General features: G+C 68.0%; 16 protein-coding genes. 8 read left to right on the top strand and 8 right to left on the bottom strand.

Annotated elements, in window-relative coordinates:
• The first annotated feature begins 22 nt into the window (after positions 1-22).
• Entirely contained in the window at positions 23-778 is a 756-nt protein-coding gene (locus tag PGN27_RS22175) for a helix-turn-helix transcriptional regulator (protein WP_335328043.1), read from the top strand.
• A 1-nt stretch (position 779) separates the two neighbouring features.
• Here PGN27_RS22175 and PGN27_RS22170 read toward each other — a convergent pair whose 3' ends face one another.
• Both PGN27_RS22170 and PGN27_RS22165 read right to left on the bottom strand, forming a co-directional pair.
• A complete protein-coding gene (locus PGN27_RS22170) occupies positions 780-2,300 on the bottom strand; it encodes a flavin-containing monooxygenase (protein ID WP_335328042.1) in 1,521 nt (506 codons plus the stop codon).
• 47 nt (positions 2,301-2,347) lie between these two features.
• Positions 2,348-3,331, bottom strand: a complete 984-nt coding sequence (locus tag PGN27_RS22165; RefSeq protein WP_335328041.1) for a TIGR03617 family F420-dependent LLM class oxidoreductase — start codon at positions 3,329-3,331, stop codon at positions 2,348-2,350.
• Between the two features lie 42 nt (positions 3,332-3,373).
• Here PGN27_RS22165 and PGN27_RS22160 point away from each other — a divergent pair, with 42 nt between their 5' ends.
• On the top strand, positions 3,374-4,756 hold the full coding sequence (locus PGN27_RS22160; protein WP_335328040.1) for a flavin monoamine oxidase family protein: 1,383 nt from the start codon (positions 3,374-3,376) through the stop codon (positions 4,754-4,756).
• Here PGN27_RS22160 and PGN27_RS22155 read toward each other — a convergent pair.
• The gene (locus PGN27_RS22155; protein ID WP_335328039.1) at positions 4,746-5,669 is read right to left on the bottom strand and encodes an alpha/beta fold hydrolase; all 924 of its coding nucleotides are present in this window, start codon (positions 5,667-5,669) and stop codon (positions 4,746-4,748) included. The genes PGN27_RS22160 and PGN27_RS22155 overlap by 11 nt on opposite strands.
• A gap of 68 nt (positions 5,670-5,737) precedes the next feature.
• A complete protein-coding gene (locus PGN27_RS22150) occupies positions 5,738-6,814 on the bottom strand; it encodes an NAD(P)-dependent alcohol dehydrogenase (protein WP_335328038.1) in 1,077 nt (358 codons plus the stop codon).
• Between the two features lie 24 nt (positions 6,815-6,838).
• Between PGN27_RS22150 and PGN27_RS22145 the strand changes: the two genes are divergently transcribed.
• Positions 6,839-7,807, top strand: a complete 969-nt coding sequence (locus PGN27_RS22145) for an NADPH:quinone oxidoreductase family protein (protein ID WP_335328037.1) — start codon at positions 6,839-6,841, stop codon at positions 7,805-7,807.
• A gap of 4 nt (positions 7,808-7,811) precedes the next feature.
• Here the strand turns inward: PGN27_RS22145 and PGN27_RS22140 are convergent, their stop codons facing one another.
• Positions 7,812-9,422, bottom strand: a complete 1,611-nt coding sequence (locus tag PGN27_RS22140) for a CocE/NonD family hydrolase (RefSeq protein ID WP_335328036.1) — start codon at positions 9,420-9,422, stop codon at positions 7,812-7,814.
• Between the two features lie 71 nt (positions 9,423-9,493).
• Between PGN27_RS22140 and PGN27_RS22135 the strand changes: the two genes are divergently transcribed.
• Positions 9,494-9,823, top strand: a complete 330-nt coding sequence (locus tag PGN27_RS22135; RefSeq protein ID WP_335328035.1) for a DUF732 domain-containing protein — start codon at positions 9,494-9,496, stop codon at positions 9,821-9,823.
• On the opposite strand, the gene mbtM is transcribed toward PGN27_RS22135, so the two are convergent.
• The 3 genes from mbtM to PGN27_RS22120 form a co-directional block, all read right to left on the bottom strand.
• Complete coding sequence (gene mbtM / locus PGN27_RS22130) at positions 9,820-11,397, bottom strand: long-chain-fatty acid--ACP ligase MbtM (RefSeq protein ID WP_335328034.1); 1,578 nt, start codon at positions 11,395-11,397, stop codon at positions 9,820-9,822. The two genes, PGN27_RS22135 and mbtM, sit on opposite strands and share 4 nt — an antisense overlap.
• 233 nt (positions 11,398-11,630) lie before the next feature.
• The gene (locus PGN27_RS22125) at positions 11,631-12,389 is read right to left on the bottom strand and encodes a hypothetical protein (RefSeq protein WP_335328033.1); all 759 of its coding nucleotides are present in this window, start codon (positions 12,387-12,389) and stop codon (positions 11,631-11,633) included.
• Positions 12,390-12,442: 53 nt separating this feature from the next.
• A complete protein-coding gene (locus PGN27_RS22120; protein ID WP_335328032.1) occupies positions 12,443-12,961 on the bottom strand; it encodes a putative immunity protein in 519 nt (172 codons plus the stop codon).
• A 220-nt stretch (positions 12,962-13,181) separates the two neighbouring features.
• Here PGN27_RS22120 and PGN27_RS22115 point away from each other — a divergent pair, with 220 nt between their 5' ends.
• Genes PGN27_RS22115 through atzF form a run of 4 tightly spaced genes read left to right on the top strand, consistent with a single transcriptional unit; the run spans position 13,182 to position 20,744 of the window.
• Positions 13,182-14,036, top strand: a complete 855-nt coding sequence (locus PGN27_RS22115) for an urea amidolyase associated protein UAAP1 (RefSeq protein WP_335328031.1) — start codon at positions 13,182-13,184, stop codon at positions 14,034-14,036.
• On the top strand, positions 14,033-14,698 hold the full coding sequence (locus tag PGN27_RS22110) for an urea amidolyase associated protein UAAP2 (protein ID WP_335328030.1): 666 nt from the start codon (positions 14,033-14,035) through the stop codon (positions 14,696-14,698). Before PGN27_RS22115 ends, PGN27_RS22110 begins: the two co-directional genes overlap by 4 nt.
• Positions 14,695-18,288 carry an urea carboxylase gene (gene uca, locus PGN27_RS22105; protein ID WP_335328029.1) on the top strand — a complete coding sequence of 1,198 codons (3,594 nt, stop codon included), beginning with the start codon at positions 14,695-14,697 and terminating at the stop codon, positions 18,286-18,288. Before PGN27_RS22110 ends, uca begins: the two co-directional genes overlap by 4 nt.
• Positions 18,285-20,744, top strand: coding sequence for an allophanate hydrolase (atzF, locus tag PGN27_RS22100; RefSeq protein ID WP_335328028.1), 2,460 nt, complete (start codon positions 18,285-18,287; stop codon positions 20,742-20,744). The genes uca and atzF overlap by 4 nt, the downstream gene beginning before the upstream one ends.
• Positions 20,745-20,755 lie beyond the last annotated feature (11 nt).

Here is a 20,755-nt window from a genome sequence, read left to right as displayed (position 1 = left end):
TCGATGCGGTGAGGAGTCCAGCATGTCAACGCGTGAGGGGACCGAGCTTCCACAAACCTGCTATCCCGCCGTCTGGATCTGGCCGGGACAGGCGCTGTACTCCGGTCCGGCGCTGGGCCTCGATCCGCATTCAGGGTCGGTGTGGTGTCTGGCCGTGGGCGTGGATGCGCCGCTGACCGTCGATATCGGCGGGTATCGGGTCACCACACGCAGCGCGCTCATCCCGCCCCGATTGACCCACCATCTGACGATGACCGGACCGCTGGTGTCCTGCTATCTGGATCCGGCCGCACAACGGAGCACGGCCTGCCGCAACCAGTTCCGTGACATCACCCACGGCATCGGCATAGGGCACCGCTCAGAACAGCTTCTACTTTCCCCACCGCACGACGACCGGGAGGCCGGGCGTTGGCTCGATATCGCCGCACCCCGGGAATTGCGCACGGTGGACCCGCGGATGGAGTTGGCCGCCAAACAGATCCGCGATGACCCCGTGCATGCGGCACGGGCCTCGGAGCTCGCCGCCGAGGCCGGCCTCTCCGAATCCCGCTTCCTGCATCTGTTCTCCGCCGATATCGGCACCAGCCTGCGCCGGTATCGGATGTGGTGCCGGCTGATGCGCGCGGGCGCGGAATTGTCGGCCGGGGCCAACCTCACCACCGCTGCCGTCGAGGCCGGTTTCGCCAGCTCGTCACATCTATCCGACCGCTTCAAGTCCACGTTCGGACTGTCGGCCACCCAGCTGCTGGCCACCGGCCTGACGATTCGGACCCCGTGATTCAGGCACTCACTTCGGCGGGAGCGTCAGCGGGCGCGGGACGCGAACCCGATTGCACCCGACCGAACGTCATCGACTCCTCAATCCGGTCGAACCGGTGCTCGAAGGTGTCCAGGGCGTAGTTGTGCCGCACCTTCCACGGCCGGCGGGTGCCCGATTTGGGCAACGCGTGCAGTGCGCGGGTCACGTAACCGGCGGCCAGATCGAACGTCGGCTTCTCGGGCATGGCCACCGAACCCAGGTGCGGGTAGGCATGGGTGTAGCCCTTCTCCTCCATATAGGCGAGCAGCCTGGCCACCGCGCGTGCGGTCATATCGGCCCGCAACGTCCACGAGGCGTTGGTGTAGCCGATACACCACGCCATGTTCGGGACGTCCTCGAGCAGATACTCCTTGTAGACGAACCGGTCGGTCGGATCGATCGTGGCACCGTCGATGCTGATCTGGATCCCACCAAGTGCCAGGAGCTGCAACCCGGTGGCGGTGACGATGATGTCGGCGTCGATGCGGTCACCGGACTTCAGCACGATCCCGTCGGCATCGATATGGTCGATGTGGTCGGTCACCACATCGGCCCTTCCCGCGCTGATATCTTCGAAAAGGTCACCGTCGCGCACCAGGCACATCCGCTGATCCCACGGGTTATAGCGCGGCTTGAAATGCACATCGACGGGATAGCCGCTCGGCAGCGCACTGATGGTGGTTCGCCGGATCAGCTTGCGTCCCAACTTCGGCATGCTGCGGAAGAACACGTAGATGAAGTAGTGCATCCACGCGTTGCGGAATCGGACCACCTGGTGGGCGATCTTGCGCGGCAGCATCCTGCGGACCGCCTCGGTCGGTTTGGGCACCGCGGGCATGGACATCATGTACGTCGGCGAACGCTGCAACATCGTGACATGACCCGCCGTGGCCGACAGCGCAGGCACCAGGCTGATGGCGGTGGCACCGCTGCCGATCACGACGATGCGCTTACCGGTGTAGTCGAGATCCTCCGGCCAGAACTGCGGATGCACCACCGTGCCCCCGAAGTTCTCGATACCCGGGAACTCCGGGGTGTATGGCTCGTCGTAGTTGTAGTAGCCGGTGCCGAAGAACAGGAACCGGCATCGATACGTTGTCGCGCCCCCCTCGCTTTCGGCATGCACCGTCCAGGTATCGGTCGAGGAATCCCAGTCGGCCGAGGACACCTGCGTGCCGAACCGGACGTGCTGGTCGATGCCGAACTTCCGGGCCGTGGCGACCAGGTAGTCGCGGATGTCGGCGCCCTCGGCAACATGATCGCGACCGGTCCACGGCTCGTACGGGAAGCTCAGCGTGAAGATATCGCTATCGGAACGAATCCCGGGGTAGCGGAACAGGTCCCAGGTACCGCCGATGCGTTCGCGCCGCTCCAGGATCGTGAACGTCAGGTTCGGGTTGCGCTCACGGATGCGGTAGGCAGCGTTGATCCCGGAGATGCCCGCCCCGATGATCAGGACATCGCTGAACTCGGCTTCATCAGCCTCGGCACGCTCGGCCATCGGACAACCTCCTCATGGTCCTCTCCCGTACCAACCACCATAGGACCTCAGGTGTGCAACGCGTCAACGATCTGAGCCAACGAGTCGGTCTCGATGGGGCCCGGCTGGTAGATGCAGATCCGGTCGGAGATGCCCGCCACCCGGTCCCGGACATGGTCGGCGATCTCGGTCGGAGTACCGCACGCCGCGATGGTGTGCAGCACCTCGTCATCGATCAGCGATCCCATCTCCGCCCATTTGCCCTGTTTGGACAGTGCATTGAGCTCGGGTTGCAGATCTCCCCAACCGTGGATGTCCAGCACCGGCCGGTAGGCCGGCGTCGATCCGTAGAACGCCAACAACTGACGGGTCGCCCGGTGATCGTCGTTGGCATCGGAGGCCACCGAGACGATGATCTCGGGTACCACCGCCAGGTCGGCGCGGGTCCGGCCGGCGGCGGCCAGGCCCTTGTCGACCGCCGCCATCGTCACCTCGTGCAGAAACTTCTTGTTACCGAAGGGCATCACCAGCAACCCGTCTGCATGCTGCGCGGTGGCCTTGGTCAAACGTGGCCCGAGCGCACCGACATAGATCGGCGGCGGTCCGTAGGGGTTGTCCCGCGGGGTGAAGGTCGGCGTCATCAGCGTGTGCCGGTAAAACTCGCCTCGGAAATCCAGCCGCTCACCGGTCTGCCAGGTCGCGAAGATCGCACGTAGCGCGCCGACGAGTTCGACCATCCGTTCCACCGGCCGGTCGAAGTCCGCACCGAATCGCTTCTCGATCTGGGTGCGGATCTGGGTGCCAAGCCCGAGGGTGAACCGTCCCTCGGTCAAGATCTGGTGATCGACGGCCTGGTGGGCAAGGTGAATCGGATTGCGCGGAAAGGCGATTGCCACATTGGTCATCAGGTCCAGCCCGCCGACCGTCGACGCCAAGGTCAGCGGAGCGAACACATCGTGCGGCCCCTCGAAGGTGAACACACCGCTGGCCCCGGCATCGCGCAACTCGCGGGCCCGCTCGGCAGCTCCGGACAATCCATGCAGTGCAGTCATCACCTTCACAGGCCGTCACCCTAATGCGATTTCGAAGCGAAAATGCAGGCAACGCCCACCTCGGCGCGCCGAGACGGCACACTGGGTGCCGTGACCGATGTGATCGTGGTGGGGGCAGGGTTTGCTGGTCTGTCAGCAGCGCGCGAGCTGACCGGACTCGGCCACGATGTACTTGTGCTTGAGGGTCGCGACCGGGTGGGCGGACGTTCCTACACCGCGACCGTGGCCGGCGTGCCGGTCGACCTGGGCGCAACCTTCGTCGGCCCTACCCAGGACGCCGTGCGCGAACTGGCAGCCGAACTGGGCTGTGCGACCGTGCCGACATACAGCCGCGGCAAGAACCTGATCCACTGGCACGGCAAGGTGCGGTCCTACCGCAGCACCATCCCCAAGCTGTCGCTGATCGAGCTTCTCGACGTCTCCCGGATCCAATGGCGCTTCGACCGGCTGTCCCGGCTCATCCCGGTCACCGACACCTGGTCTGCGCCGGCCGCGGCGCGTCTGGACCAGAAGAGCCTGGAGAGTTGGCTGCGCGCCGTGCACGCAGGTGCGTCGACGCGCAACCTGATGGCCATCATGTCCCGCGTCACCTGGGGCTGTGAGCCCGACGAGGTGTCCATGCTGCACGCCGTGCGCTATATCAAGGCCGCCGGCGGGCTGGCCCGGATGCTCGACGTCAAGGGTGGCGCACAGCAGGACCACTTCCCGGCGGGAACCCAGCCGATCGCCGCACGGATGGCCGCAGATTTGGGCGAACGGGTCCTGACATCGGCACCGGTACAGCGGGTTTTACGCACAGAGGACGGATACGTCGTCGAATCCGGGCGCGGTACGCACTCGGCCAGGACGGTGATCATCGCGATTCCGCCGGCCCATCGCGGTGCGATCGACTTCGAGCCGGCCCTGCCCACCGGGCATGCCGAGCTCATCCCGAATTGGCCGCAGGGCAATCTCAGCAAGGCATACGCGGCCTACGACACCCCGTTCTGGCGCGCCGACGGCTGCTCGGGAGAGTCACTGTCCGACGACGGACCGGTGTTCATCACCTTCGATGTCAGCCCGGGCGATCAGGGACCGGGCGTGCTGTTGGGCTTTGCGTCCGCACGCACCTTCGACTCACTCCCGCCCGCTGCACGCCGCGAGCAGGCACTGCGGTGCTTCGTGACGTTGTTCGGTGACAAGGCCGCCCGACCCATCGACTATCTCGACCACTGTTGGAGTGCCGAACCGTTCGCACCGGGCGGTCCGACTGCGGCCGTGCCACCGGGATCCTGGACCGCGCACGGCGCGCATCTGCGCACACCGGTGGGCGGGATCTTCTGGGCGGGAACCGAAACCGCCGACCAATGGACGGGTTTTCTCGACGGCGCGGTCCGGTCGGGCCGGCGTGCCGCCGCCGAGGCCGCCACCTATCTCACGAGCTGATGCGTTGCCTGCCGACGTTTTCGGTGAGTGAGCGCAACCGCCGGTTCACCTCAGCCGGGCATTCCAGGATGGCGCAATGTCCGCCGGGCAGCTCGACGAACTCGGCGAGCCGGGGTGCGTTGTCGGCGATGTGACGCGAGGCGTTGATGGGCAGCAACCGGTCCTGCGTGCTCCCGATGACAAGGGTCGGCACGGACAGGTTCGACAACGAGATATGTTGTGCGCCAAGACCATCGACCAGAACTCTGGCCCAGCCGCCACGCCCGGCGGGTGGAGTGGTGGCGAACAGCCGGTACACCAGCTCGCCCACCTCCGGCTCGGCGGTGGCACCGACGGCCAGGTAGCCGACGAAACGCTTGTTGGCCCGGTCGGCGAGTTTGGGTACGGGTGTGGCGCCGAAGGTCTTCAGCAGGGAGCCCGCGGTACGCACGCGGGTGGCGGCCAGCGCGGCAGGCACCCTGGCCAGCTGGACATCGCGCAGCAGATCGCCGGTGCTGGTGTTGATCAGGGCCACGGCGTCGGCGCACTGGGCAACGCGGCGCGGATAGCGTTGCGACCACGAGGTGATCGCGATGCCACCCATCGAGTGCCCGGCGATGACGGCGCGCTCGCCCGGCGCGAGCGCGGCATCGAGCACCGAGTCCAGATCGGCAGCCAGGTGGTTCAGGCTGTAGCCGCTGCGCCGGCGCGGGATCTCGCTGCGACCGTGCCCGCGGTGGTCGTAGGCGATGACACGGTAATCACCGGCCAGGTCGGCTATCTGATGGGCCCATACCTCGATGGCACAGGTGATTCCGTGCGCCAGCACGATCGGGTAGCCGTCATCGGGGCCGAACACCTGGGCGTGCAGGCGGGTTCCGTCGGCCGAGCGCACCGTCAGGGGGCGTCCCTCGGGAAGGGTGGGTAGCGTCACGGTGGCTCCAATCCTCGGCATCATTGCCTGAGACGGGAGCGTAGCCCCTGTCTCGATACGTACCGGCGTTACGTGACCAGCACCGGTTTGATGACGGTCGCGGACTCGGCCGCCGACCAAGCGGACGCGAAATCGTCGAACGCGAAAGTACTCACCAGCAGGTCCAGCGGCAGCAGGCCCTCGTGATACCAGCGGGCGAGCTGCGGGATGAACATCTGCGGGTCGCTGTCACCTTCGACCACTCCGCGCACCGTCAGCCCCTTGCCCATGATCAGCGTCACCGGCAGCTCCGCCGTCGGCGCGCCGAGACCGACAAGGGCCAGGGTGCCACGCGAGGCGAGCACACCGACCGCCGCGTTGATCACCTCCGGGCGGGCCGTGGTGTCGACCGCACCGGCGACTCCCCCGGTCATCCGGATGATCTCGGCCGCGGCATCGGTGGACGTCGGATCGATGGTCGCGGTGGCGCCCAGTTCGGCGGCCAGCGCCCGCCGCTCTGGCACCGGGTCCACGGCGATGATGGTCTCGGCGCCGGCAATACGTGCGCCCATGACCGCCGACAGCCCGACCGCGCCCGCCCCGAACACCGCCACGCTGGGCACGGGTCCGATGACGTTCACCACCGCACCGACACCGGTCTGCACACTGCAGCCCAGCGGGGCGGCCAGGGCCGGGTCCAAGCCTGCGGGCAGCGCCACGGCATTGCGACTGCCTGCGATCGCGTGGGACGCGAAGCTGGACTGACCGAAGAAGCCCGCGGTGATGGGTGCGCCGTTCAACCGCAGCGGGCTCGTCTCGTCTCGACGGCTCCCGCGCATGTTGAGGTTGGTGGACTGATCGCAGTAGGCGGGCCGGTCGGCCACACAGTTGCCACACTGTCCGCAGCTGGCGAACGTCAGCACCACCTGCTCGCCGGGGCGCGGCGTGGCGTGCGGACCGACGGCGAGCACGGTGCCCGCACCCTCGTGGCCGAATACCATCGGTGTCTTGCTGCACCAGGACGCCATGGTGATATCGGTGTGGCAGATGCCGACGGCATCGATGCGCACCAGCACCTCGTCGCCGACCGGATCACGTAGTTCGATATCGGTGAGCTGCGGTTCCTGGCCCGGTTCCAGAAGCACCGCGGCACGTGCCTTGATCACTTGACGCATGTTAAATGGTCAGTCATGCGCGCTATACAGATACCCCGACTGGACGGGCCCGAGGCAGCCGAACTGGTGGAGATCGCCGAACCGGAGTCCGACGGTGTGGTGATCGACGTGCACGCCGCGGGGGTGGCGTTTCCCGACGCACTGCAGACCCGCGGGCTCTACCAGCACAAGGCGGAGCTTCCCTACATCCCGGGCGCCGAGGTCGCCGGTGTGGTGCGCAGCGCCGCGCAAGGGTCCGGGTTCACCGCCGGGGACCGGGTGGCGGGCCTATGCATGCTGACCGGCGGCATGGCCGAGGTGGTGACGTTGCCGCCGGACCGGGTGTTCGCACTGCCGGACAATGTGAGCTTCGAGGCCGGAGCCGGGATCCTGTTCAACGATCTGACGGTGCATTGCGCCCTGCGCACCAGGGGCAGGCTCGCCGAGGGTGAGACGGTGCAGGTGCACGGTGCGGCCGGCGGCATCGGCACCTCGGCACTGCGACTGGCGCCCGCGTTCGGCGCCGCCCGCACCATCGCGGTGGTCAGCACCGAGGCCAAAGCCGATACCGCCCGTGCCGCCGGGGCGACCGATGTGGTGCCGGTCGACGGTTTCAAGGACGCGGTCAAAGAACTCACCGGCGGCCGCGGGGTCGATATCGTGCTCGACCCCGTCGGTGGGGACCGGTTCACCGACTCGTTGCGGTCCCTGGCCCCGGCCGGTCGACTGCTCGTCGTCGGTTTCACCGGCGGTGAGATTCCCACCGTTCGGGTGAACCGGTTGCTGCTCAACAACGTCGACGCCATCGGGGTCGGCTGGGGCGCCTGGGCCGCAACCCATCCGGGCTATCTGGCCGAGCAGTGGACCGAATTGGCACCGCTGTTGGCCTCCGGAGCGATCAGTGCTCCCGCACCCGTGGTGTTCCCCTTCGAGCAGGCCGGCGCGGCGATCGCCTCGCTGGAGAACCGGACCGCCGTCGGCAAGGTGGTGCTCAAGATCCGTTGACGGGTCATCCGTTCATGACGGGCAGGCTCAACCGGGACCGCGTGCCGATCTCGTGGGTGGTGGGCACCAATCGCGATGCGGTCCACACCGACTCACCGGTGCCCGGGTTGCGGGCGAACCGCGGATACGAACCGCCGGCAATGGACACCCGGATCCGTGACCCCGCCGCGAAGCGGTGTGCGACAGGATCGAGATCCAGCCTGAGCACCCCGGTGTCGGCGGGTGTCCGGGTGGCGTAACCGTCACTGACATTTCGGGAACGACCGTCGGCGCCGACCTCGCTGATCCGCACCGCGATATCGCACCAGCCGGTGTCGGTTCGGTGCGCCAACTCGACAGTCGGGGTGCCGATCACCTCCACCGGCCGGTCGAGCACGGGTCCGGTGAAGGTGATGACGTCATTGCGGGCGGCCAGCGCAGAATCCTCGCGATAACCCCGGGGCGCGAACAACAACCGGCCCCCGATCGTCGGTGTCGGATCCGCCGGGTCGTAGACGAACCGGGCGGGCGGACCGTCCACCGGTTGCGGTGTCAGCGCGGCACGCGGGCTCAGGTACCACCGCTGCGCATCGGCCGGAGGTGGCCACGATGACAGATCCCGCCAGCCGTCTCCGGTGACGAAGACCCGGACACCGTCGAATCGCTCACCGGCCAACCAGCTCAACGACTCTCGTAAAACATCCCCACCACCGTCACCGTGGGTCCACGGACCGACGATCAGCGTCGGCCCGGCGCCACCGTCGCGGAGTCGGCGATATTGCTCGAAGGTCTGGGTGAGGAAGACATCCTGCCAGCCGGTCACCAACAGCACCGGAGTCCGGGTGCGCTGCAATGCACTCCCGAGACGGGCGGGCCGCCAGTACGGATCGGTGGCGTCCGGAGTGCGCAGCCAGGACTCGTGCCACGGAGCACGATCCTTGAGTATCTTCGCGCCGGCATCGCGTAGCGGCACGATCCGCAGCGGTCGACGCAACCGGCGCGGCATCGTGACCATCCGGACGACGGTGCGCAACGTCCCGCCGTCTTCCTGGGTGGCGACCTGGTAGCTCCAGGTGAGGAAATCGGCCAACGCGAATGCTCCCGTGCCCCAGCCCGATTCGGCAAAATCGTGCGGGGCCATGCCGATCACCGACGTGTCGAGCTCCGGGGGCGGGTCCATCAGCAGGGCCCACTGGGTGTAGCCGAGATAGGAGGACCCGACGGTGAACAGCCGCCCGCGGAACCAAGGCTGGTCGCGTAACCAGATCAGCGTGTCGGCGGCATCCTCGGACTCGGCATGCCCGGGGTGGAAGTCACCGCCAGAGCCGAAAGTGCCTCGGACGCTTTGCATCACCACCTGATAACCGCGTACGGCATAGACCGCGGCGGTCACGGCGGCGGGAAGGTTCGTTCGGCCATAGGGAGTGCGGATCAGCACCGTTCCCGTGGGTTCAGCGTGCGGGACACCAGGGAGGTAGACGTCGGTCAGCAGGTCGACACCGTCACGCATGGTCACCGCGACGTCGCGGTCCACCCGGTAGCCCGTCGTCGCCGGAGGTAGCCGCAGTCGCGCACTCACCACGCGGGTGGCCAGCCGTACGAATGGACCGGGTGCGGTGGGTCGAATGGAAGCCATCACCGACCATTGTGTCCGAATCGTCGCCATAATCGTTGGTCCCCGCCACGATCAGTGACTACCGTCGAGACATGCGCAGCTGCCTGTTCCGTGGGGCCCTCGCCGTGTCGGCGGCAGGGGCGGCCGCGCTGCTCGGCTCACCCGCGGCCGCGGCGGACGAGAACACCGAGCGCGCATACCTCAACGCGCTGCACAACGCCGGCATCATCCCCGGCTTCTACACCCCGGCCACCGCGCTGGCCAGCGGCCACAAACTGTGCGCCACCATGGACGGCGGGGTCGACCAACTCGACGTCGTCGACGTGGTGATCAACGCAGACAAGGTTCCCGAGAACGTGGCGACGTTCATGGTCGGCACCGCAACCATCGCGTTCTGCCCGTGGAACTCGATGAGCGGTTAGGTCGCGGCGACCTCGAGCCCGCGCTTGACCTCGAGCCGTCGCAACTTGCCCGATGATGTGCGCGGCAAGGTCCCCGGTTTGACGAACACCACCTCGGCGGGCACGACACCGCAGCCCGAGGCCACCTCCCTCATGAGTTCGGCTCGAGCGCCCGCCTCGTCGGGCCCGCGGAACTCGGCGGTGACCACCAGTCCGGGACGCACCGAACCTTCGCCGATGCCGACCGCGACCACCGCTCCCTCACGCACGCCCGGTACCCGTGCGGCGATACGCTCGACCTCGGCGGGGAAGATGTTGCGCCCGGCCACGGTGATGATCTCCTTGGCCCGGCCGCACACCACCAGTCCACCGTCGACCAGATAACCCAGATCGCCGGTACGGAACCATTCGTCGCCGACGCGCGGCAGGTCGCCGAGGTAACGGGACATCATGGAGGTTCCCCGGATGATCACCTCGCCGACCTGTCGGCCGGAGACCGCCACGGCCATCCCCTCGCGGGGTTCGATCCGTAATTCCATGCCCTCGATCGGTGTGCCGAGCACGGCGTGTCTGCGCGTGGCGGTGCCCTCCTCGGTGGTGAAGGTGGTCTCGTCGATGCGCAAACCCTCTCCCGGGACAGGAACCGTTACCGCACAGGTAGATTCGGCAAGACCGTAGGACGGTGAGAGGGCTCCTGCGGAGAAGCCGAAGCGTGCCATCTCGACGGCGAACCGCTCGGTGAGCTCACAGTCGACGGGTTCGCCGCCGTTGAGGGCGAACCGCAGCCCGGACAGGTCGACGTCGGCGACGCGGCGGGAGTACTTGCCGATCATGCCGTAGGCCATGTTGGGCGCCGCGGTCACCGAAGCCCGACTCTCCGACAGCCAGTTCAACCACCGGAACGGCGAGGCCTGGAAGGCTGCCGTCGGTGCCTGCCACACCTCGTTACCGGCCAGCGCACCGGCAAGCAGGAAGCTCAGACCCATGTCGTGGTAGAGCGGAAGCCAGGAGCACCCCACATCGCCGGCCTGCAAACCGATGCGCTTGCCGAGACCGCTGAGATTGGCCAGCACCGCCGTCGGCGACAACTCCACCGTCTTCGGGGTGCCTGTCGACCCCGCGGTGCCCTGCAGAATCGCTGTGGACACGTCGACCTCTGCGCATCCAATGGCGCTCGATCGTCCGGCGGGTGCGAGGTCGGTGAGATCGGTGACCGGCAACCCTTGCCCGGCGGTGCGGATCTTCTCCAGATACGTGCCCTGGCTGGCGACCAATTGCACGTCGATGCTTCGGAATCGATCCTGGGTGGCCTGCGCCCATTGGGTGGCGTCGGCACCGCGGATCGGTCCGGGCAGAATCGACACGGCGGCCCCGGCGTAGAAGGCACCGATGACGGTCGAGACGAGTTCCGCGGTCGGCGCACCGACCAGTCCCACCCGGCGGATGTCCTGGTCGCGCAACCGCTCGGCGACACTTCCGGCCCTGGCGTGAATCTCCTGCCAGGGATGGCGCGACCATTGCTTGTCGGCGAGTAGGACGAGATCCCGCGGGCTGCGGGACAGGGTCTCGGCCAACGCCGACGCGAGCACGTTCACCACGCGCTCCGACGGCCGTCCGGCACGGTGTCGACGTGCGCCCTGCGCATCGTGATGCGATCCATGACCGGAAACTATATGACCTTTGCCAAAATCGGGTTCCTACGCTGACGCCGCCGACAATTCAGCCAGTATGGGCTGGTGGCCGTACCCGCTGCGACGTGGACCGACACCGGATCGGGTCGGCATCGGTGGCTGAGCGTGCTCTCAGCAATGGCGCGTGTCGGATTGCGTCAGTTCCCTGGCTCGCCGGGGGTCGGCGCACCCGGCAGTGCGGGCGCTCCCGGTGCGGGTGGCGGCGGAGGCGCCGACTCGGTCGGTGGATTGCAGATCTGGTCGAGCTTGGTGTTCTGCTCGTCGGCATCCTTGAGTCGCTGCTGCTGCGCGGGATCGTTGGTCGGGATCTCCGCGATCGCCGCGGCGCCGACGTCCATCAATGTGTTGCCGAAGTTGCGGGCCGCCTCGGCGAGCTCGTCGGGGGTGGCGGGCTCGACCCGGTTGAGCAGGAACTGACCGCCGCCGAGCAGCGCGAGTCGCGCATTCGCCGCGACGGCTATCGCCGCCCCGAAGTTGCCCTGGTTGGCCGCGGGTTGTTGCATTGCGCTGCTGTTGGCGACGCCGACGCTGACGAGCGCAAAGGCATCGCACACCTGGGCCTGTGACTGCGCGCGCTGCTCTTCGGTGAACGTCTCGGCCACAGGCGCCGCAGCGGGGGCCGGGGCACTGTTGACCGGATTGCGCCACATATAGGCCGATGCACCGAGTGTCGCGATCGCCACGAGCATCGCACTGACCGCGATGACCGCGGGTCCGCGGGTCGAGCTCGTCTCGTCGTCGTCCAGGACGTCATCGGAAGCCGCGGTGTCGGGAGCTTTCTCGCCGGACGCTTTCTGACCGTCGGTCTCGCCGACGTTGGTCTGACTGTCGGTCTCACCGACCTTGGTCTCGTCGGCTTCGGTGTCGCTGACCTCGGATTCGTTATCGTCTGGCACGCCGGCAATCGTAGCAACGGGGCACATTCCCACCCGGGTAGCTCATGGCCGCCTCACTGGCTGCGTAGCGCGCCGTCCAGGGCCGATATCAGCTGTGCCGTCCGACTGGACGCGGACGTCGGCGGTGGGTATCTGCGCAGGACATCGACAAGGCCGGGTCCGGCGCGACGGCAAGCCAACTCGAGTACACGTTCCGCGGCCGACGGACCATCGACGATCTCGGCGATCCGCGCGGCATTGGCGTCCGCCCGCAAGATATGGCCGAGCTGGTGTGACGCGGCGATGGGGTGCAGGTATGCCGCGGAGGCCGCATCGCCGGCGGCCTGGGCGGCCAGTCGCGCCGATTCGGTACCGGCCTCGGCCGCAGCGCGGTGGGCATCCATCGACGCAGCCCGTTGCCGCCGCCCGCGTGGATCCCCGGCGACGAAGGCCCGGGCCGCCGCCACGGCCGCACGCGGACGCCGGTCGTCGGGGTGGGCGCTTTCGTAGTACGGGATCAACGGCTCCGCCGCGTCAGCGACGAAGCACGCCACCAGACGCAGTTCCTCGACGGACAGGTCGAAGTCGGCCATGCCGGTGATTGTGCCCGCAGGCCCATCGGCGCGCGGGCGAGTATGGACATCCAATACCTGTCACTTGACAGAAACATTCGGCACTCGTTGTTAACAGTCCCCGAATCATCGGTTACATCGCCGCAACCACGACATCGCGCTCGCCGCGAAAACTGTCACCTGACAGAAAGTCCGAAACGACGGACTCCCGACTGCCCGAGAGTGATCAGTGAGCACCACTGTGTCGAGCACATCCGAAACGGCCACCACCGCCGGCGCCAGGGCCCATGCGCGTGCCCAACACGGCAGGACCGCCGAATTCATGCGCCACCACCCGGCATCGGCCTCACCCACGGCGCCGGCCGGTGTCGCCGCCGGCAAGCTGGTTTGGTCGGAAACCGTTGCCCCCGGCGGATACACCAGTGCGGTGCTGGCCCGCGGCACCCGTATCCGCCTCACCGATACCGACGGCGACGCCTGTGCGCATCTGCTGCTGCACCGCGCCGATGCACCGCACGAGCGGCTCAACGTCGCCGATACGGTGAAGGTGCCATGGCAGGCCTACCTGGGCACGGGACATCCGCTGCTCAGCGGTTTCGGTCGTGTCTTGGCCACCCTCGTCGGTGACACCTCCGGGAATCACGATGCGCTGACCGGAACATCAACCCGTGCAGGCAATATGGAGCGATACGGCGCATCGGCCCCGGAATCCGACTCCCCCGCCGGACGCGATCTGTTCACCCTCGCCGCGCTGAAACACGGACTGGACCGCCGCGACCTGCCGCCCTCGGTGTCCTTCTTCCAAGGCGTTCGGGTCGATAATGACGGCACGCTGCGATGGCTCGGCTCAGCCGGCGCCGCCACCACGGTCGACCTGCTGCTGCACGTCGACGCGATCATGCTGCTGGCCAACACCGCCCACCCGTTGGACCCGCGCCCGCAATTCACCTGCTCTCCATTGCAGGTGCACGCCTGGCCGGCGACGACCGATCTGGATCGCCTGGCCACCGGAGAACTGTTGGGGCCGTTGGGTCCCGAGCACATCCAGGCCATCGCCAACACCGACGCCGACCTCACCGCAAGGGGACAGCTGTGACCACCGTCGAGATTCCCGCCCTGATCCCAGGAACCGTCGTGCTCGACGAGCACGTCGCTGCGCGCGCCTCGTGGTCGGCGATCGTCGCCGCCGGTGATGTCCTGACCATTGTCGACCTGGCCGGAAACCAGGCCGTCGACTGCCTGCTGTATTCGGCGGCCGATACCGGGGTTCGGTACTCGGCACCGGAAACCGTTCGGCGCCAGGGCCGCATCACGCTGACCACCGGATCGGTGCTACGCGCCGACACCGGTGCGGCACTGATGACGGTCGTCGCCGATGAGGTCGGTGTACACGACACGCTCGGCGGCGCGTGCTCCAAGGAGTCGAACACGCTGCGTTACGGCCAGCACACCCGCGCCCAACACGGTTGCCTGGACAACTTCCTGCTCGAAGGATCCCGGCATGGTCTCGATGCCCGCGATATGTCCAGCAACATCAACTGGTTCATGAACGTGCCGGTGGACCCCGACGGTGCACTCGGCATCGTCGACGGACTGTCCGGGCCCGGCAAACGCGTGGCACTGCGCGCCGAGATCGACACCCTGGTGCTGGTCTCGAACTGCCCGCAGATCAACAACCCCTGCAACGCATTCGACCCCACACCGGTCCGGATGATCGTCACCTCGCCGGACCGGACGGGAAATGGAGAGCCAGCATGACCGATCACACCGTTCTGATCGCCAACCGCGGCGAGATCGCGGTCCGGCTGTTGACCGCCGCAAAAGCCTTGGGATTGCGCACCGTCGCGGTGTTCTCCGACGCCGATCGCGGTGCACCCCATGTGACCCTGGCCGACCAGGCCGTGCGAATCGGACCGGCCGCACCGCGCGAGAGCTATCTGCGCACCGACGCCATCCTGGACGCCGCCACGGCCACCGGCACCACGATCGTGCATCCGGGCTACGGATTCCTCTCCGAGGATGCCGATTTCGCGTCCGCCGTGGAGCGGGCCGGTATCCGCTTCGCCGGACCCAGCCCCGCGCAGTTACGTGAGTTCGGCACCAAACACACCGCGCGGGCGGCCGCCCGCGCGGCCGGAGTCCCCATCTTCGCCGGTTCGGACCTGCTCGGTGATCTCGACGAGGCAGTGACCGCAGCCGACGGTATCGGCTATCCGGTGATGCTGAAGGCCACCGGCGGTGGAGGTGGCATCGGCATGCAGGTGTGCCGCGATGCCGACGATCTGCGCACGGCCTATCAGCGGGTGGTCGCGCAGGCCGAGCGCAGCTTCGGTTCCGCCGGCGTCTTCGTCGAGCGCTACGTCGAGAACGCCCGCCACATCGAGGTGCAGATCTTCGGCGACGGCATCGGTCGGGTGCTGTCTCTGGGTGATCGGGACTGTTCGTTGCAACGCAGGCATCAGAAGGTCATCGAGGAGGCGCCTGCCCCCGCACTACCCGATGCCGTACGCGAACAGTTGCACGCCACCTCGCGCGCGCTGGCCGCCTCGGTGGGATACCGCTCGGCGGGCACTGTCGAGTTCGTCTACGACGCCGCCCGGCAGGAGGCCTCGTTCCTGGAGGTCAATGCCCGTCTGCAGGTGGAACATCCGGTGACCGAGACCGTCACCGGCGTCGACCTGGCCGGCTGGATGCTGCGATTGGCCACCGGCGACACGGCGATGTTCGACGACCATCCCTCCGGTTCCGTTGCCGTCACCGGTCATGCCGTCGAGGCGCGGATCTACGCCGAGGACCCGAGCCGCGACTACCGGCCCAGCACCGGCACCATCACCGCCGTCAGCTTTCCGGATGACGTCCGGGTCGACGGCTGGATCACCGACGGCACCGAGGTCACCGCCTCTTACGACCCGCTGCTGGCCAAGATGATCGTCGGCGCCGAGGACCGCGATACCGCGTTCGACCGGCTCGCCGGGGCGCTGTCCGAGACCGTATTGCACGGTATCGAGGTCAACATCGGCATGCTCGGCGCCGCCATCGCCCACCCGGATGTGCGGGCGGCGCGGCACAACACCGCCACGCTGGCACACGTGCGCGACCCGCGGCCGCGCATCACCGTCGAACGACCCGGCCTGCTGACCACCGTGCAGGATGTGCCCGGCCGACTCGGCCTGTGGCAGGTGGGCGTGCCGCCGAGCGGACCCATGGACGACCTGTCCTTCCGGCTCGGCAACCGCGCCCTGGGCAACCCCGAGCAGGCCGCGGGCCTGGAGTGCACCGCGTCCGGTCCGGCACTGCGGTTCAGCCACCCCACAACGGTGTGCGTCACCGGCGCCGAATGTCTGGTCACCGTCGACGGCGTGCCCGTGCCGATGTGGGAACCGATCACGGTCCCCGCCGACGGCGTGCTCGACATCGGCGCCGCCGAAACCCTCGGGCTGCGCACCTATCTGCTGCTGGCCGGCGGGCTGGACGTGCCCAGTTACCTGGGAAGCGCCGCCACCTTCACCCTGGGGCGTTTCGGCGGCCACGGTGGCCGTGAGCTGCACGCCGGTGATGTGTTGCGCGCGCACAGCGCTGCGGTCGACACCGCAGCGCCGGTTCCACCGGAATGTCGCCCCACATTCGCCCGCGAGTGGGAGTTGGCCGTCACCGAGGGACCGCACGGGGCTCCGGAGTTCTTCACCCGCGCCGACATCGACACTCTGTTCGACACCCCGTACCGGGTGCACTTCAACTCCGCACGCACTGGCGTACGACTGGAAGGCCCGAAACCGCAGTGGGCCCGCCCCGATGGCGGTGAGGCCGGTCTACATCCGTCCAACATCCACGACAACGCGTATTCGGTAGGTGCGCTGGACTTCACCGGGGACACCCCGATCCTGCTCGGCCCGGACGGGCCGAGCCTCGGCGGATTCGTCTGCCCCGTCACGGTGATCTCCGCACAACGCTGGAAGCTGGGGCAGCTGCGCCCGGGTGACACCGTCCGGTTCGTACCGGTCCGCGCGGTGGAGGCACCCTCGCGTGCCGACCTGAGCCCGCGGCGGGTGGCCGCGCCCGTGCGCCGCGGTGACGGCGATGATGGCGTGCTGGCCCGCCGCGCGGGTGTCGACGGCGCACCCGCGGTGACTTATCGGCGCAGTGGTGATGACAACGTGCTCGTCGAATACGGCGATATCGTCTTGGATCTCGCGCTGCGGGCCCGGGTACACGCGCTACACACCCGGCTGGACGGCAGCTGTGCCGGCATCCTGGACCTGACTCCGGGCATCAGGTCGCTGCAGGTGCATGTCGATCCCGATGTGCTTCCTACATCACGACTTTTGGGTCTGCTGTCCGAGATCGAGGATGAGCTGCCGGCGTCCTCGGAACTGGTCGTGCCGAGCCGACGGGTCAGGTTGCCGCTCAGCTGGGATGACCCGGCCACCCGGGAGGCGATCGCACGGTACACCTCGGGTGTGCGTGACGATGCGCCGTGGTGCCCGTCGAACATCGAATTCATCCGGCGTATCAACGGATTGGACGGCCAGGCCGATGTCTACGACACCGTCTTCGCCGCCGAATATCTGACGCTGGGGCTGGGCGACGTGTATCTGGGCGCACCGGTGGCCACCCCGCTGGATCCGCGGCACCGGTTGGTCACCACGAAGTACAACCCGGCCCGCACCTGGACCGCGGAGAACTCCGTCGGTATCGGTGGCGCGTATCTGTGCATCTACGGGATGGAGGGCCCGGGCGGCTACCAGTTCGTCGGGCGCACCACCCAGGTCTGGAGCCGCTACCGGCACACCGCGCCGTTCGAAGCGGGCAGCCCATGGCTGCTGCGGTTCTTCGACCGGATCTCCTGGTACCCGGTCTCGGCGGAGGAACTGCTGGAGCTGCGCGCCGACATGGCGGCCGGGCGAGGCGATGTCGACATCACCGAGGGCACCTTCTCACTGGCCGACCATGATCGCTTCCTGGCCGACAATGCCGCCGATATCGCCGCATTCCGTGCCCGGCAGGCGGCGGCGTTCGCCGCGGAACGCACCGCATGGGAGCGGGCCGGTGAGTTCGACCGCGCCGAGCGGGCCGCCGCCGATGCCCCGGTGTCCACCGATGAGATCGTCCTCAATGACGGCGACCACCGCATCGATGCACCGTTCTCCTCAAGCGTGTGGAAGGTCGACGTCGCCGTCGGCGAGCAGGTCGTCAGCGGCCAACCGCTGCTGGCGTTGGAGGCGATGAAGATGGAGACGGTGCTGCGCGCACCGTCGGACGGTGTGGTGACCCAGATCCTGGTCTCCGCGGGACATCTGGTCGATCCCGGTACTCCGCTGGTGGTCGTCGGCACCGGAGCAGGAGCATGAGCGCGGTCGAGCGGGTTCGCGCAGCCTACGCTGCCATCGACGCGGCGCGACGTCCGGAGATCTGGATCATGCTGCGGCCGTTGGACGATGCGTTGGCCGATGCCCGTGCCGTGGATGCCGCCGGGCCCGACCTTCCCTTGGCCGGCGTGGTGGCCGCGGTGAAGAACAACATCGACGTCACCGGTATCCCGACGACGGCGGGCTGCCCGAGCTACGCCGACGGGCCGGCGGACACCGATGCCATCGCCGTCGCCCGATTGCGCGCGGCAGGTGCGGTCGTCATCGGCGCCACGAATCTCGACCAGTTCGCCACCGGCCTGGTCGGCACCCGCAGCCCCTACGGTCCGGTGCGCGATGCCCGACGCCCCGAGTACATCTCGGGGGGCTCGAGTTCCGGCTCGGCGGTGGCCGTTGCCCTCGGATTGGTGGACATCGCCCTGGGTACCGACACCGCAGGATCTGGTCGGGTGCCCGCCGCGCTGCAGGGCATCGTCGGGATCAAACCCACATTGGGCGTGGTGCCCACCGACGGTGTGGTACCCGCCTGCCGGTCCTACGACTGTGTGACGGTGTTCGCCAGGGATCTCGACACCGCCGATGCCGCCACGGGAGTGATCGCCGGCGGCGCCCGGCCGTTCCCACCGGACGCACCGCTGGCGGCACCGCCGGTGCCCCGCGTGGCGGTACCCGGCAAGCTGCCCGAATTATCGGCAGAATGGGCGCAGTTGTTCCGCTCCAGCTGTGCCGAGCTTGCCTCGCGCGGTGTCGAACTCGTCGATATCGACCTGACTCCCTTCCTGGCTGCGGCGCGGCTGCTCTATGACGGCGGTCTGGTCGCCGAACGGCACGAGGCGGTCGGGGCGTTCGTCGAATCCCACCGCGACTCCCCCGATCTCGACCCGACCGTCGCCGGCATCATCGGGTCCGCGGGCACGGTGGCGGCCACCACTCTGGTTCGGGACAGGGTGCGGTTGGCCGAGCTGACCGCCGCCGCAATGGCCGAACTGACCGATTGCGATGCCCTGCTGATACCCACCACCACCGGTCATCCGACGATCGCCGAGGTGACCGCCGACCCGGTGGCGACCAACTCGAGGATGGGTGTCTACACCAACTTCTGCAATCTGATGGACCTGTGCGCCGTCGCAGTGCCGACCGGAACCGATTCCGCAGGAGCTCAATTCGGAGTGAGCGTCCTCGCACGCGCGGGCGCGGACGCGGTGGCGCTCGACATCGCGCGCCTGCTGACCGACGCGCCCACGGCCGTCGATCCCTGGCCGGCACGGGCCGGGTTGGCCACCACCACGCTGCTGGTGGTGGGTGCCCATCTGCGCGGCCAGCCGCTGGCCTGGCAGCTCGACGACCGCGGTGCACGCTGGATCGGGCCCGCGCGCACCGCACCGCATTACCGGTTGGCCCGACTGGACACCGAGCCGCCCAAACCCGGCCTGGTGCGGGTCGCGCCCGGTTCGGGCACGACGATCACCGGTGAGCTGTGGTCGGTCGGCACCGCCATGCTCGGTGACTTCCTTAACGCGCTGCCCGCGCCGATGTCACTCGGGCGGGTCGAACTCGCCGACGGTACCGAGGTCGTCGGCTTCGGGTGCAGCCTGCACGCCTGGGAATCCGGTATCGACATCACCCACCACGGTGATTGGCCCGGCTATCTGCGCCGAATACAGCCCGGAGTAGCGGTCACCCGGTCCGATCTGGCGCACCGTTGTTGGCGGCGCACCGCGATCGCCGTGCCCGCAACCGAGATCGACACCACCACCGAGGTGCACTGGCTACAGGGCGGCGAACTGTTCATCGACCTGCGCACGCCGGCGGACATGCCGTCGATCTCCGGCACCTCGTTGGACACCCTCACCCGAGACGACTTGGTGACACTGTGCCGTCAACACGCGTTCGCGGGTCGGCTCGCCGAGGACGACGGCGTGTGGACCTGGCATCGGGAGTTCGATCTGCATCCGGCCGAGGACCTGCCCGATCGAGGTCGATTGCACCTTGCCGATGGGGTTTTGGTCGAGACCGGGGTCGGCCGCGACTACTACGAGGACTGGGTCGCCGACGGCCCGTCCACCGACGGGATCGAACTGCGGCTGCGCGACGCGTCCGGCCGGCTCGGCATGCTGCTGCGGGTCGGAGGCCGGTTCGGGTTCGTTCGCGGTCGCGATACCGACCCGGCCGTCGGCCTTTTGTCCGCCGCCGTCGCCGCAGCCGACCCGGATGCGGCCCGGACACTCCTGGACATCGAGGTCTCCCTCGGGGTCGTCGACGAATCCGGCTGGCACATCACCCGTTCGACGCTTCCGTTCCGGATCGGTGACAACCTGGCACCCGATCTCGGTGCCGCCGAAATCACCACCGGCGAGCGGGATTCCTCCGGAGCGGCCATCCGGCGGCGCTGGACCGTCATGGCGCTCGACCGCTCCGATCATCTGCTCCCCCTCTGAACCCACGAGGA

This window comes from Mycolicibacterium neoaurum, from assembly GCF_036946495.1.
Classification (GTDB): domain Bacteria; phylum Actinomycetota; class Actinomycetes; order Mycobacteriales; family Mycobacteriaceae; genus Mycobacterium; species Mycobacterium neoaurum_B.
Note: the sequence above shows the minus strand (reverse complement) of the source record. Positions and strands in the feature narration are given on the sequence as shown.